The organism is Fictibacillus enclensis, from assembly GCF_030123385.1.
GTDB classification, from domain to species: domain Bacteria; phylum Bacillota; class Bacilli; order Bacillales; family Fictibacillaceae; genus Fictibacillus_C; species Fictibacillus_C enclensis.
The window spans coordinates 1,844,511-1,858,778 of sequence record NZ_CP126109.1 but is presented as its reverse complement, the minus strand read 5'-3'; the positions used below and the strand labels follow the sequence as shown (position 1 = coordinate 1,858,778).

The 14,268-nt window shown below is 41.8% G+C and carries 17 protein-coding genes; 8 read left to right on the top strand and 9 right to left on the bottom strand.

Annotated elements, in window-relative coordinates:
• Positions 1-25: 25 nt before the first annotated feature.
• Positions 26-667: a GTP diphosphokinase gene (gene yjbM, locus QNH15_RS09950; RefSeq protein WP_061969028.1), complete on the bottom strand. Its 642-nt coding sequence runs from the start codon at positions 665-667 to the stop codon at positions 26-28.
• Between the two features lie 22 nt (positions 668-689).
• A complete protein-coding gene (locus QNH15_RS09945) occupies positions 690-1,070 on the bottom strand; it encodes a UPF0738 family protein (RefSeq protein ID WP_283894409.1) in 381 nt (126 codons plus the stop codon).
• 133 nt (positions 1,071-1,203) lie between these two features.
• Between QNH15_RS09945 and QNH15_RS09940 the strand changes: the two genes are divergently transcribed.
• From QNH15_RS09940 to QNH15_RS09925, 4 genes are all read left to right on the top strand, one after another.
• A complete protein-coding gene (locus QNH15_RS09940; RefSeq protein WP_283894408.1) occupies positions 1,204-1,779 on the top strand; it encodes a CYTH domain-containing protein in 576 nt (191 codons plus the stop codon).
• 64 nt (positions 1,780-1,843) lie between these two features.
• Complete coding sequence (locus QNH15_RS09935; protein WP_283894407.1) at positions 1,844-2,476, top strand: lytic transglycosylase domain-containing protein; 633 nt, start codon at positions 1,844-1,846, stop codon at positions 2,474-2,476.
• Between the two features lie 209 nt (positions 2,477-2,685).
• On the top strand, positions 2,686-3,096 hold the full coding sequence (locus QNH15_RS09930) for a globin domain-containing protein (RefSeq protein ID WP_170834222.1): 411 nt from the start codon (positions 2,686-2,688) through the stop codon (positions 3,094-3,096).
• Positions 3,093-3,989, top strand: coding sequence for a ClpXP adapter SpxH family protein (locus tag QNH15_RS09925; RefSeq protein WP_430667140.1), 897 nt, complete (start codon positions 3,093-3,095; stop codon positions 3,987-3,989). The genes QNH15_RS09930 and QNH15_RS09925 overlap by 4 nt, the downstream gene beginning before the upstream one ends.
• Positions 3,990-4,285: 296 nt before the next feature.
• Here the strand turns inward: QNH15_RS09925 and pepF are convergent, their stop codons facing one another.
• From pepF to mecA, 3 genes are all read right to left on the bottom strand, one after another.
• Complete coding sequence (pepF, locus tag QNH15_RS09920; RefSeq protein WP_283894406.1) at positions 4,286-6,103, bottom strand: oligoendopeptidase F; 1,818 nt, start codon at positions 6,101-6,103, stop codon at positions 4,286-4,288.
• 34 nt (positions 6,104-6,137) lie between these two features.
• The gene (locus QNH15_RS09915; RefSeq protein ID WP_283894405.1) at positions 6,138-7,352 is read right to left on the bottom strand and encodes a competence protein CoiA; all 1,215 of its coding nucleotides are present in this window, start codon (positions 7,350-7,352) and stop codon (positions 6,138-6,140) included.
• 90 nt (positions 7,353-7,442) lie between these two features.
• Positions 7,443-8,117 carry an adaptor protein MecA gene (gene mecA, locus QNH15_RS09910; RefSeq protein WP_061969008.1) on the bottom strand — a complete coding sequence of 225 codons (675 nt, stop codon included), beginning with the start codon at positions 8,115-8,117 and terminating at the stop codon, positions 7,443-7,445.
• A gap of 313 nt (positions 8,118-8,430) precedes the next feature.
• Between mecA and QNH15_RS09905 the strand changes: the two genes are divergently transcribed.
• The gene (locus QNH15_RS09905; protein ID WP_283894404.1) at positions 8,431-9,093 is read left to right on the top strand and encodes a TerC family protein; all 663 of its coding nucleotides are present in this window, start codon (positions 8,431-8,433) and stop codon (positions 9,091-9,093) included.
• Between the two features lie 36 nt (positions 9,094-9,129).
• On the opposite strand, the gene spxA is transcribed toward QNH15_RS09905, so the two are convergent.
• The 3 genes from spxA to QNH15_RS09890 form a co-directional block, all read right to left on the bottom strand.
• Positions 9,130-9,525 carry a transcriptional regulator SpxA gene (spxA, locus tag QNH15_RS09900; protein WP_061969003.1) on the bottom strand — a complete coding sequence of 132 codons (396 nt, stop codon included), beginning with the start codon at positions 9,523-9,525 and terminating at the stop codon, positions 9,130-9,132.
• A 241-nt stretch (positions 9,526-9,766) separates the two neighbouring features.
• A complete protein-coding gene (locus QNH15_RS09895) occupies positions 9,767-9,895 on the bottom strand; it encodes a hypothetical protein (RefSeq protein ID WP_276203841.1) in 129 nt (42 codons plus the stop codon).
• Between the two features lie 24 nt (positions 9,896-9,919).
• Positions 9,920-10,483, bottom strand: coding sequence for a GNAT family N-acetyltransferase (locus QNH15_RS09890; RefSeq protein ID WP_283894403.1), 564 nt, complete (start codon positions 10,481-10,483; stop codon positions 9,920-9,922).
• Between the two features lie 139 nt (positions 10,484-10,622).
• Between QNH15_RS09890 and QNH15_RS09885 the strand changes: the two genes are divergently transcribed.
• The 3 genes from QNH15_RS09885 to QNH15_RS09875 all read left to right on the top strand — a co-directional run bounded on the left by QNH15_RS09885 (position 10,623) and on the right by QNH15_RS09875 (position 13,361).
• Positions 10,623-10,808, top strand: coding sequence for a hypothetical protein (locus QNH15_RS09885; protein ID WP_061968999.1), 186 nt, complete (start codon positions 10,623-10,625; stop codon positions 10,806-10,808).
• 72 nt (positions 10,809-10,880) lie between these two features.
• Complete coding sequence (locus QNH15_RS09880; protein WP_283894402.1) at positions 10,881-12,635, top strand: UbiD family decarboxylase; 1,755 nt, start codon at positions 10,881-10,883, stop codon at positions 12,633-12,635.
• 189 nt (positions 12,636-12,824) lie between these two features.
• Positions 12,825-13,361, top strand: coding sequence for an HD domain-containing protein (locus QNH15_RS09875; RefSeq protein ID WP_283894401.1), 537 nt, complete (start codon positions 12,825-12,827; stop codon positions 13,359-13,361).
• A gap of 27 nt (positions 13,362-13,388) precedes the next feature.
• On the opposite strand, the gene QNH15_RS09870 is transcribed toward QNH15_RS09875, so the two are convergent.
• The gene (locus tag QNH15_RS09870) at positions 13,389-14,240 is read right to left on the bottom strand and encodes a DegV family protein (RefSeq protein ID WP_283894400.1); all 852 of its coding nucleotides are present in this window, start codon (positions 14,238-14,240) and stop codon (positions 13,389-13,391) included.
• Positions 14,241-14,268 lie beyond the last annotated feature (28 nt).

The following is a 14,268-nucleotide window of genomic DNA, read 5'->3' as shown; positions in this document are numbered from 1 at the left end:
TGTGAGTCACCTGCTTTCAAAGAAGTTATGTAGTTGGAGCCGATCCAGGTCCGTCGTCCGTCCGTTCTGAAAAAACGATCTGGGCTTCCTGAACTTCCCCTCTGATTTCAGCCATTTCCTCATCCAGCCGGCCAGCTGCCTCAGCGGCGCGCTGAAGACGAAGCTGAATATCCTTTGGGATCTGGCCCTGGTATTTATAGTTTAATGAATGTTCAATTGTAGCCCAAAAATTCATCGCGAGGGTCCGGATTTGCACTTCTACAAGAAGGGGCTTTTCTCCATCCAGGGTTTGTACAGGATAGCGGATCACCAGGTGATAGGATCGGTAACCGCTTGGTTTTTTATTGGTAATGTAATCGCGCTCCTCTACAATCTCAAAATCCTTCCGATTTCTGAGCATGTCGATTACTTTTTTAATATCATCCGTAAACTGGCACATGATGCGCAATCCCGCCAGATCCTGAATTTCTTCCTCAATTTTATCCAGCGGAATATTCTTTTGCCAGGCTTTATTGAGGATCGAATTAATAGGCTTTACCCTTCCAGTCACAAATTCAATCGGAGATTGCTTGATCGTTTTTTGATATTGTTCGCGAATGCCCCTGAACTTCACTTTTAATTCATCAACAGCTTGTTTATAGGGTGCGAGAAGGGTTTCCCAGTCCATACTCTCATTCACCTTCCTGTCTTTACTTAATATGAGCCGAAAACGCTTTTTCTACTGCTTCCAGCATCTCTTCTCCATAATTACTGTTATCTTTAATGTTCTCTATCAGATAAGACAGTTCAGAATGAAGAGCTCCGAGCGGTAAGGCTTCCTCTCCTCCGGCTACCTGCAGTACTACAGGAAGTCTGGCTGTTAAGGCTTCGCTTAACTTGCCCCAGAATGGTTCTGTCAGCCCGATATAAACCAGGTCATCCTCCGTTTCCAGAACATAGATAAAGGACAGCTGATCGGAATCCACCAGCATCCTTTCCCCATCCTTCCATTGGGAAATACCGTTCTGATCAATCTGAAGAATAAGCTGATCACCCGTTTCTGCGTGTTGTATGTCATGTCTGATTGCCATGTGTACCTCCTAAAAAAACAAATATTCTACACCCTAGTTTAACATAAGTATGTGTACATTTTGTCATTTGAGAATCAAAATGACCTGTGTCATAATGAGATTCGTGCATAACAACCAAAAAGGAGTGCTGGCCATGGAGCAAGAAGTTGAAATTGAATTTAAGAATTTACTGACTCCTGATGAATTTTTTCGAATCTCGAACGATCTGTCCCTTAAGGAAGAATCTTTTATCACTCAGATCAACCACTATTTCGATACCCCCTCTTTCTCATTAAAGCATCATAAATGTGCTCTTCGTATCCGCGAAAAGAACGGCAGCCGCATACTTACCCTGAAGCAGCCCCATCCCGACGGCCTTCTTGAGACCCATCAATCCCTGACAGATTCAGAATTTGATCAAATCATGAAGGAAAACTCTTTGGTGAATGGCGATATCCCCTCCATTCTGATGGAGTTGGAAATTCAGCCCAAAGACATTGCTTACCTCGGCACACTAACCACCAGGCGGGCGGAATTGCCTTATCGAAACGGAATCCTGGTTCTGGATGAAAATCAGTATCTTTCAAATACAGATTTTGAACTTGAATACGAGGCAAAAGAAAGACTGCAGGGTGAGAAGGATTTTAAGGATCTTTTGATATGCTACGGAATTCCTGAACGGACCACATTAAACAAAATTCAGCGCTTTTTTGAAGCAAAAAACCACTAAGAGCCAATTGTTTATATCTTCCTCATTTGGTATGATTAGTTCTATAAGATGAGGAGAGAAATCAATGGAAATTAATGCGATAAAAATGATGCTGCAGCTTCAATCCCTAAAGCAAGTGAGTGCTGCTGGCATCCAATCCCCTTTTGCATCTTCACCGTTTGCCATGATTCTTGAACAGCTTTTTGAGGCTGCGGGCATAATGCCCGAGCAGACAACGGCGGGATCCCAGGAGAGATTGAATGTACCTGCTTTTTCCCAGCAGGAGCAGTTGCCTGTAATGCGAACTACAGCACCCCTTGCTTCCAAACCGCATCAGGATATACACCAGCTGATTGATCAAATCAGTTCCAAATACAATATGAATCCCGCACTCATTACATCGATTGTACAGCATGAATCAGGGTTTAACCCCATGAGCAAAAGCCCTGCAGGAGCAATGGGACTTATGCAGCTTATGCCTGAAACCGCCAGAGGCCTGGGGGTCAGAAATCCATATCATGCTGAAGACAACCTTGAAGGCGGAATCAAATACATCAAACAGTTGCTCGACAAGTACCACGGTGATGAAAAATTGGCTCTGGCGGCATACAATGCCGGCCCGGGAAACGTAGCCAAATACGGAGGCATTCCTCCCTTTAAAGAAACCCAAAGTTATGTAGCCAAAGTATTACATACTTATCAAAGCCTCAACGCATAAACGCCCTTAAAAAAGGGTGTTTTTTTTGATGTAGTACAGTCCACAGACCTATTGTTTGCTAAGACTGCCATACCCTTGCTACAATAAGTTTACACAAATGAAAAATGGGAATACTATTCTTCCGGTTTTTCCAGGATGGATGAGTAGTCTGAACAGAAGCATCCCTATTATTTTTCTTATTTTGATATAAGCTTGAAGGAGTTTTCACCATGAATGATATGGACATGACCCCTTATGAACATTTGGGTGGAGAAGCCGTTTTAAAGGAAATGGTTACAAACTTTTATGGTTTTGTGAAGCAAGATGAGGTTTTGGCTCCGCTTTTTCCAGATGATCTGACTGAAACCGCACGTAAACAAACACAATTTTTAACTCAGTTTCTTGGAGGTCCCTCTTTATACACGATGGAGCATGGGCATCCTATGCTTAGAGCAAGACATATGCCTTTTCCCATTACAAACCGCCATGCCAAAGCCTGGCTCGGCTGTATGGAAAAAGCGATGGACTCTGTATCCCTGCAAGGCCCTTTACGGGATTTTATTATCAGCCGTCTAACCATGACTGCTTATCATATGGTAAATACGTCCGATGATAGCCATGGAAAGGAGAATAACTATTGACATTTTCTGAAGCCGGGTATCCTTTTGAAGCGAAGCAGAAGGGGAATATCGCTGCTTCCAACTGTCATAAACCATTGGAACTCTATTCTGTTATTGATCCTTTGAGCCCCGAATGCTGGGCACTTGAACCTATATTAAAAAAGCTGCAAGTAGAATACGGCCAATATTTCACATTAAGGCATATCCTCGGCGGCCGGTTGGATTCCCTGAACTCTTTTAGAAAAAAGGGGTATACATCTGCAAAACGTATTGCAGAGAGGTGGGATAAGACTGCCAACATGACAGGCATGAGCTGTGACGGCGATTTATGGCGGGAAGATCCAATACTCGCACCTTATCTGGTTTTTCTTGCCATCAAGGCAGCCGAGCTTCAAGGCAAACAGTCAGGAAACAAATTTTTGCGAACACTGAGAGAACATTTATTTTTACAAAAGCAAAATATCTCAAAAGAAGACGTTCTTTATTCCATTGCCGAAATGGTTGGATTGGACGCCTGTGAGTTTATGAAAGATATTCATTCACAATCTGCCATCAAAGCATTGCATTGTGACTGGAAGTTTGCCCACGAGATGGAAATTGACCAGATACCAACACTGATCATGTTTAACGATAAAGCTGAAGAAGAAGGCTTAAAAATTGCAGGAAGCTATCATTATTCCATTTATGTGACCATCATAGAAGAAATGCTCGGTTTTCGGCCGGAGCCCAGTGCCCCTCCTGCGATAGAAGAATTTATGAAAACTTATCGCTTTGTGGCAACCAAAGAACTCGCAGTCGTCTACAATATGACGGAAAGCGAAGTCGAAACAATAATGAAGAAACTGGTTTTGCAGCAAGTTGTGAAAAAGGTGCCTGTTAAACACGGTACTTTTTGGAAATATACCCATTCTTAAAAAAGACGAACCCTATATGGTTCGTCTTTTTTGTGCTTTAAGCAAATAGAATAATGCCAAGGAGGTTGTTCATTGTGTTTCTCATTTTATTCCTCTTATGTGCATTCATGCTTGCTGGCGGTTTTTATTTCTTTCTTTTATCGTTGTTGAAGATGATATCCTTTGCTCTTTCAGTCCCCATTCTGTTTGTGACCATCCTGTTATTAATGTTATGCCTGAACTATCGTTATAAACTTAATAAGCTTTTTCATCAATGAAAGAAAGCTCCCGGCCGGGGAACGGCAAGGAGCTTCTTTTTATTGTTCAAACAGCAAGCTTTCCATCTCATCCAATATTTCTTCAAAAACTTTCAAAGCATCTTCCACCGGCTTGGAAGTTGTCATATCCACTCCTGCTTTTTTCAGTACCTCAATCGGATAATCAGAGGACCCTGCTTTCAGAAAGTCAATATACCGGGAAACCGAACTCTCGCCCTCTTCCAGGATTTGCTTGGAAAGTGAGGCTGCCGCACTGAAGCCTGTGGAATATTGATACACATAGAAATTGTAATAAAAATGCGGGATTCTGGACCACTCCAGACCAATCTCCTTGTCAATCACCACATTCTCGCCAAAGTACTTTACATTCAAATCGTAATAGATCTGAGTCAGTAGTTCTGGCGTTAACGGTTCCCCATTCGCCGCACGTACATGGATTGCCTGCTCGAACTCCGCAAACATGGTTTGCCTGAAAACGGTCCCCCGGAACCCTTCAAGATGGTGATTCAACAAATACAATTTCTCCTGCTTATCCTTTGTTTTGTTCAGCATATAGTGATTTAGTAAGGCTTCATTGCACGTAGATGCCACTTCCGCTACAAAGATGGAATAATCGGCGTACGGATAAGGCTGAGATTCCCTAGTATAATAGCTGTGAACAGAATGTCCGATTTCATGAGTCAATGTAAAAAGATTATTGACATTGTCCTGCCAGTTAAGAAGAATGTATGGCATTGTTCCGTATGCTCCGGAAGAATAGGCACCGCTCCTCTTTCCAGCGTTTTCATGAACATCAATCCACCGTTTTTCAAAGCCTTCTTTTACGATGTTCTTATATTCTTCACCCATCGGATCCAGGCTCTCCAGTACGAGCTTCTTGGCTTCTTCATAGGTTACTTCCATTTTCACATCCTGTACAAGCGGTGTATACAGATCATACATATGCAATTCATCCAGATTAAGAGCTCGCTTCCGTATATCCACATACCGGTGAAGCAAATGAAGATGATCATTTACGGTTTTAACCAGATTCTCATAAACCTCTTCCGGAATGTTGTTATCATTCAATGCCGCTTGTCTGGCTGAATCAAACTTTCTCGTTCTGGCAAAAAAGTTATCTTTTTTCACAGTACCCGCCAAGGTGCTTGCGAAGGTATTCTTAAACTTGTCATACGTGCCGTACACTGCTTTAAAGGCATCTTCCCTTACGCGGCGGTCGCTGCTTTCAAGAAAGCGAATATATCTTCCGTGGGTTACCTCGATTTCTTCGCCATTTTCATCTTTAATCACAGGAAACTTTAAATCTGCATTGTTCAGCATGCCAAAGGTTGTACTCGGGCTTGCCGTTACTTCGCTGACATCAGCCAGCAATGCTTCCTCCTCTTTAGAAAGAACATGCGGTCTTTGGCGGTTAATTTCATCAAGGACATGCTTGTACAACCCAAGATCCTTGTTATCCTTGATATAGGAGTCAATCGTTTCTTCCGGGAGTAACAATATTTCCGGCACGGCAAATGATAATGAACTGCCCACTTGTGTGGCAAGGTTAGATGCCCTGTCGTTCAGTCCCTGATAAAGTGAGTTTGTTGTATCCTGATCATATCTCATATGGGCGTATGTATACAGCTTCCCAAGCTTTTTTGTCAGCTCATCCTGTTTTTGAAAAAACTGAAACAGCGTATCTGCTGATTCACCCAGTTTTCCTTGGAACTGCTTCACTTCCGGCAATAAGCGTTTAACTTCACTAAATTCTTCTTCCCATTTGTCATTGGTTGCATAAATCGCTTCAAGATCCCATGTATCCTGCAATGGCAGCTCTTCTCTTTTTGGAAGAGACTTGGATTTGGTTTGAGCCATTTGGCTGCACCTCCATCTGTAGTATTGTGCATAACTACATTTTACCAGAAAACAGTGGATTCAAACCATGTTTTACACTGAACTGCATGATATGGAAATCATTTTTTAACGCCTTATCCATTGTGCTCGGGAACACAGGCTGGCGAATTTTAATAAATTGATGTTTCCCTGCCGGCTTTAATACACCGTAAGCACATAAAAGATCGAGATAGTTCAAAACAGCATGCGAATAGTGGGTTTCAATCAGGGGCAGCTGCCTTGTTGTCAGCAGTTTTTTCTCAACCAGCCATTGCATGGATTTATAGGCACGTGAAAAACTGATGGGCTCTCCCATTTTTAAAGGAATGATGCTTAAAAGCAGAAGGTAGGATTGCCAGACATAAGAGGGCTCGGTCAACGTGTAGGAACCCAATACAGGCATACCGGCTTCAGAAGGGAAATAGGCTATGGAGGATCCATTTTGAAGAAAAAGCTTTTTTAAGTAGTAAAAGGTTGGGTGATTTTGTTTAAAGGCGTAGAGTCTCCACTGTTTTTTCATGTGAAGCCAGGAGGTAACAGGAAATAAGGAGTTGGTGTTTTTTTCTGATGGCGGGGTTTGTAATTCTTGAAAGGAATACTCTTTTAGTGGAGTTTGAAAAAAGGTTCCGTAAACACGGGTTGAGGTAACAGGAATGATCGAAGTTAAATGAAGCACTTTTGCCTCTTCCGGGCAAAAATAAGTGAGGGATGGAAGTTGAGATGATGAAAGTTTCGCAGTAAGCCAATCAAATGAGGAAAGCTGAAACATAAAGGGGCTCAGTATCTTCAGTCTTTTTTTGCCCAAAATCCATTTTGGTGACATTCCCTTGCCGATATAACCTTTCGTCCGTTTCATAAAAAGGGATGGAGACATGGTCGAGCATTGAAACTCAATGGGAGAGTTGGTGGGGATAAAAAAATCAGGCCGCTGGGAGATATCCGGAAAGAACGGTTCCAAAAGCACATCAGAATATTGCCTGGTGGCCTGTTCATACAGAAGTTTTTTGCCGAGAAGGTGATACATGGACTCCCCTTTTAACATGGAGCAATCACTGACGCCGGGAAGGTGGGAAAAATGCCACACTTTCATCGTACCTGCTTTAATCTGCATCCTGCTGCGGCATTCCGGACAGTAAAAACCGTTTTTGCGCTGCATTTCTCTTAGCTCATCTTTCGTATAACCGGTTAACAGATTAACCCGGGTCCCGTTGTCCAAATAAGCAACGAGCATGACATCACTCCTTTTTCTTTTAGTTTAGGTTACCTCTCCAAAGTTTTCAATAACAAAAAAACCGATTCCAGTTATGAAATCGGTTTTTGCTTAAAGGTTAAAGTGAGTAGAGACCTCTTCGAGCGCGTGCTCTGCAATGATTTGCTTTCCGTATTCTTGAATCCGGTGGATCGAAGCATCCGAATCAGCACCATATTCAAGCAATTGAGACAATAAGTCATCTTGTTCCCGATCTGTCGTCTCTGGATTGAAAGTCACATACAAGTAATACTTATTTTCAAAGTGGTACAGGGAGTTTGCAAACAGGGTGCTGTCAACATTATGAGAGAGCATGATCATGTCCTCGAAATCCTTAAACGCCAGCAGGAATGAGAGATAATCTTCATCTGCGAGCTCAATATCTTCTGCTATATCTGAATCATCTGTAGCAAATTGCTGATCCAGTATTTTTTCGATATTTTTATCCACAGGAAGATCAATTTTTTCATCACCTAACGGCAGCTCCAGTTTCGTGCCATCCTTGGACATTTGGGCTCTGGTTACAATGATTTCAAGTCCTTTATCCAATGCTTGAACCTGAATCCATAACGGTCCTTCAAGCGGAAATTGTTCTTGTTGATGGGCTTCGTCCATCATTTCCCAGAACAGCTCTTCCCCCCGTTCACGATCTGACCATATTTCTTCTCGGTCAAAACCGCGGTCTTCTATATCTCTGTACGTAATGAAAAACTTTATGGTAAATTCATTTACTCTTTCGATTTCCATTTCGTTCTCTCCCTTCTTTCCGTATTGTATCCTATGAAGGGATATTTTCCCCTGAGTATGATGTATAGTCACTTTTCCCTAAAATAAGAAAATTCAATCCAAAGTTGCTTCATTCTTGTACTCTTATTCTATGACAAAAGTTCAAAGTTGGAAATAAAAATGCTGACCCATTTTTCTGCCCTTTTTTTCATCTAAAAGAGCTTTTCTTGACGCCCTATATCTGCTGTCATATAATTCAATGGTCTTTATTAAAACATTTCGTATATATTAACACACATGATGGGGTTTATCACCTGAAAGGGGTTTTAGATTCGTGGAAGCCGATTTTTTGATCGCACTGTTGCAAATTATCGCGATAGATATTCTTCTTGGAGGAGATAATGCCATTGTCATTGCCTTAGCCAGCAGAAATCTTCCGGAGCAGCAACGCAATAAAGCGATCTTAATTGGGACAGGCCTTGCCATCGTTGTAAGGGTAATCTTAACTGTACTCGTTGTTTATTTGCTGAAGGTACCATTTCTTTATCTGATTGGCGGATTGCTTCTTATTTACATTGCTTTTCAGCTGCTTGTTGACGATGATGAGGAAAACGATATCAAACCTGGAATGTCACTGATTGGGGCTATACGCACGATTGTTGTGGCCGATGTTGCCATGGGCCTGGATAATGTGTTGGCAGTTGCCGGAGCGTCACACGGCTCCATTCCGCTCGTTATTATTGGACTGCTTGTTTCTGTGCCGATCATTATTTGGGGAAGTAAAGCCATTCTTCACTTAATGGAACGATTTCCTTTTTTGATTTATATCGGTTCGGCCATTCTTGCTTATACAGCGGCTGGCATGATTATATCCGAAAAGGAACTGCAGCCCTTCTTCAGATCAAATCCCGCTTTGGAATACGGCGTAATCATCTTTGTCGTCCTCGGCGTCATGCTTGCAGGTGTATTCATTAAAAAAGCAAAAAAATCCAAATAAAAAAGCTTCTACAGAACTTAATCTGTAGAAGTTTTTTTAGTTAACCATACGCTGTGCTTCAAGAAGCTGGTACGTACGGACTTTTCTAGGTAAAAACCTTCTGATTTCATCTTCATTGTAGCCTACCTGGAGTCGTTTTTCATCCATGATAATTGGCCTTCTTAATAGCCCTGGATTGTCAGCAATTAACTGATACAAATCCTGAAGAGGCATAGTTTCAACGTTCAAGTTCAATTCCTGAAACGTCTTTGAACGGGTAGAAATGATTTCATCCGTTCCGTCCTCTGTCATGCGAAGAATCTGTTTAACTTCCTCTATGCTTAAAGGCTCTGAAAAAATATTTCTTTCTTGGTATGGAATTTCATTTTCTTTTAACCACGCTTTTGCCTTACGACAAGATGTACAACTCGGCGAAGTAAATAGAGTAACCATATGGATCTTCTCCTTCCCCATACTCCTGATTTAGTATCTACTTTAAAATAGTTATTAAATCATATTTTTTATTATACTACATTTTCTTTAAACAAGAAAGGTCTTCACAAAAATGTAATAAAACTTATACACCATAATCGAAATTATGTAATTCAATTATATAGACGTATTACCCTGTAAAAAGTTTCACAAAACATAAAAAAAGAAATAGGATGAAGAAATTTTCATCCTATATACTTGATTATGCAATTGATTTGACTTGCGAAGCAGGACCTTTTTTGGGAACATTTGATAAGCCTCTAAGATTCTTTTTCAGCATCTCTTTAAGCATTTCCCGTTTGGTCTGTTTTTTCTTTTCCTTGGCTTTCATGCAGATACCTCCTTGCCATAGAAATTACTCGGTTATGGCGTCTTTATCGTGCTGAAAGGTTAATACATCGGATACATCCTCATATGCTTTACCGTACAATTCTTTATCTTTGTACGTGTGTATTTCATTATACGTCTTTTTCATGTTTTCATAAACACTTTCTTCACTTTCTCCTTCGGGAGCCCAGTAAAGAATCTCCATTTCGTTCACTTTGTCGGTTGCAAGGGATTTTCGTCTGTACCCGATTTTTGAAGCATGGGTAAAGTCTTCCCTGCGATAGAAACGCTGCCTTTTTTCTGTATCTGTGTCTTCATAATCGATGGGTTCGACTTCAAGAATGATCGGCTTTCGCTTTTCTTTCAGCTGCTGCAGCAGTTTTTTTCCAAGCCCCTGACCTCTTGACTCTCTTGCTACAAATAAATAATCAATAAAGATAAAGTCGTCCAGTTCAACATACATTAATACATGATGAGGACCTTCATCTTTATGGTAGATGTCTCCTTTATCCTTCAAAAGGAGTTCCATGTGTTCTTTTGATTTCATTTCCTCAATCGGAAAGTATTGATTCAATTTGTCATACCAGTTCATAATAATAAGCCAGCTCCTAACGCAGTTATTTAGTTATAGAGTTAGTAAATTCACCACCAACTAGTTTTCCCTCTTTCCAAAGGGATAAACATCTTATACAATGAAGAGGAATGAATGCCTTTTCACTGGAGGGGATTTGATGGCCTTGTTTTTCCGGGATTTGCTTCTGCTCGCCGTTTTTGTCATCGGTTTAACCGCTTTCATGGGGATCATTTCACATTGGTTTTCACTTAAGTTGTTTGGCGGAAAGTCGGTTTTAAAATTTGTGGATCGTACCAAATCGTTTCAGTCCAGCTGGAGAAATGTAAAAAGAAGAGACCTTTGAACAGCTTCTACTTTACGGGAAGTTGTTTTTTTGTGAAGATAAAGATATTACTTACATACTAGAGGTGGATACATGCATATTAACATACGTACCTTTATACAACAACTTCGACAAGAAAATGAACTAATTGAAATAAATGCACCGGTTGACCCTTATCTTGAAATCCCCGAAATTCATCGGAGAGTGATTGACGAGCAGGGTCCTGCTTTGCTGTTTACCAATGTAAAAGGCTCAGATATCCCTGTGGTAACCAATTTATTCGGCACAATCCGGCGCGTGGAGCTCGCATTCGGTCCCAAACCAGAAGTTCTCGTGCAGCAGCTGGTTGACTCAATCGATGATCTCCTCCCTCCTTCCCCGTCAAAATTATGGGGAAAAAGAGGAATGATAAAAGATGTTTTGAAAATAGGAACACGAGCAGTTAAACCTTCTAAAGCTCCTGTTATGGAGCACTATACAACAGACGTTAATATGAAGAAGCTGCCTGCCTTGACAGGATGGCATCTGGACAGCAATCCTTTTATTACGCTTCCTCTTGTGTATACGGAGCATCCCGGAAAACATGAACACAATCTTGGTATGTACCGCATTGAAATTAAAGAAGAAAAGAAAACCGGGATTCACTGGCAGATTCATAAGGGCGGCGGCTTTCACCACTATGAAGCAGAGCAGATGAATCAAAAGCTGCCTGTGACCTTATTCCTTGGAGGTCCACCAGCGCTTACCATCAGTGCCATCGCCCCGCTTCCTGAAGCTGTCCCTGAGCTTATGTTCACTTCCATGCTCATGGGTGACAAGCTGAATCTTACTCACGCTCCCGGGTATCCACATCCATTGATCGCAGAAGCGGAGTTCGCGTTTGGCGGTTATGTGCCTCCGCATGTTAGAGAACCAGAAGGACCGTTTGGAGACCATTATGGCTATTATTCATGGGCACACGATTTCCCTGTTTTTGAAGTTGGCCGGATGTGGAAGCGTAAGGATGCCATCTACCCTGCTACAGTCGTGGGAAAACCAAGACAGGAAGATTACTTTATCGGAGAATACCTGCAGCGCCTTATGAGCCCCCTTTTCCCAGTGGTAATGAACGGGGTTAAACAATTGTGGACATACGCTGAAACAGGCTTCCATGCCCTTGCTGGTGCAGTTGTCCGTGAATCCTATTATAAAGAAGGACTTGCCCATGCGCTGCGTATTATGGGTGAAGGCCAGCTGACGTTAACTAAGTTCTTGATGGTGACGAATAAAGATGTGGATTTGCAGGATTTTTCTCAGTTGCTCGAAGCTGTGCTTGAGCGCTTTTTGCCTGAGCGTGATCTCCTCATCCTTAACGATACCTCGATGGACACCTTGGACTATACGGGGCGAAAATTCAACACCGGCAGCAAAGCGGTCATGACAGGCCTTGGTGAGCCTGTCAGAGAACTGGGGAGGACCTATGATGGTGGAACCATTCCGGGTATTCATGATGTCCAGCTGTACTGTGGAGGGTGTATATGCCTTTCCGGTCCATCTTTTGAAGACGATCCTGATTTTGCTGAAAAACTGCTGGAAACTGCAGCTCGGCAGCTTAGCGACTGGCAGCTTGTTTTCCTGGTGGATGATGCCTCCATTGCAGCTTCTCAATCACAATTTTTATGGACCACCTTTACCCGGTTTGATCCTGCCTTTGATCTGTATGCGAAACATGAGGTGGATCGGAATAAATTAAAATACAGCGGCCCTATCATTATTGATGCACGAATGAAACCTTTTTATCCTGAAACGGTTGAAACACGGCCAGATATCAATGAATTGGTAACCAAGCGCTGGAAGGAATATTTTTAATAAAGAAGGGAGAAATCCCTTCTTTAATTTTTGATTCAAATGAGAGCGCTGCCAATTATTTTACATTTTTATTTGTTGATACACCTCCATTTTGGTGGTATAGTATATAACAATATACATTTCTGGAGAAACAAGCCCTCTCAATAAGGTGGGGTTTTTTAAAAAAGAAAAAAGGAAGGAGAAATTGCGATGAGAAATGTAACGTTAACGGATATTTTTCAGCAACCATCCGCCCAAAAGTACTTGAACAGGTCTGGTGTTGTTCATGCGATTGCTACCGCCTATCATGCCTTATCGTTTGCAAAAGAGTATGGAGTCGATCCAGATCTTGCCACAAAAGCGGCATTGTTGCATGATGTCGGACACTATACCTGGTATACGAATGGCCAATGGGACTACTCGCTTTACAAAGAGAATGATATCCATGCCATAAAAGGAGCGGAACGAGCACATAAGCTGCTGATCCGGCTTGGAGAAGATCCTCGTAAAGCCAAAGAAATTGCTTTAGCCATCTTACTTCACACCGATTCCTATCTTCCAAAAGGACAGTTGGACCTGCTGCCTCTTCAACGGGTAGTAGCATTGGCAGATGAAGCAGACGAAGAGCCAGGCGGAATGCATCATTATCGAAGTCTGGATATGAAGACCGCACTTTCCCGCATTAAAAAATTGGACCGATTGGTGGATGCTCAATATGAGACTGAAAATCTAAAACACTCCGTATAATTAAATCATACGGAGTGTTTTTTATATTTAATGAAGGATAAATCCTATCGCGTTTTCACTGGCATAAGTTCCAATGGTACTTCCAAAGCGTGTAAATGTAACCGATTTAAATTTGGAGAATGAGAAAAATTCGCCAAACTCTTTGATTACTTCCTGCTTTGACGGAAGGCTGTGAATGATAAAGAGTTCTTTCTCAGGATGCTGATGGTGCCAATCCTGCAGGATCTCTTTCAGCTTGCAAAGTCCCTTTTTCTTTCCCCTAAACTTCCCCACTGTTTCAACGATTCCATTTTGTACTGATAGGAGCGGTTTAATATTTAAAAATTCCGCAATAGCACCTTGAACTGCTGAAATACGCCCGCCTTTTTTAACATTCTCCAATGTCTCCAGGAGCACGTAAGCAATAATGGTTTCCTTTTGTTGTTCAATCTCCTCAACAACCTGCTTTGCATTTTTGCCTTGGCGGACCAGAGAGTCTGCAAGTTTAATCAACACTTGAACCCCTGCAGAAGCAGTACCTGAATCGATAATGTGGACGCTGTTCTGGATCTTTTCATCAAGCATCCCTTTAGCAATGGACGCGCTTTGCACAGTTCCGCTCAAATTCGATGAAAGCCCTACATATATAAGCTCATTCCCTTTTTCAATCTCTTTTTGGAATACATTCAAAAAGGCTTGCGGGGATGGCTGGCTGGTTTTTGGAAGGTGTTCTTCTTTTGCCATTCTCTCATAAAACATATCCGTGCTGATCGTTTCGCCATCTAAGAAATGGTCGCCGCCAAACGTAATATTAAGAGGAACGACGGCTAAAGGAACGGATAACACATGATGCTCTGCACAATAATCGCTGGCACTATCCAGTACAAACGTAATATTCATTCAATGACCTCACTAGAAAAGATTCCTT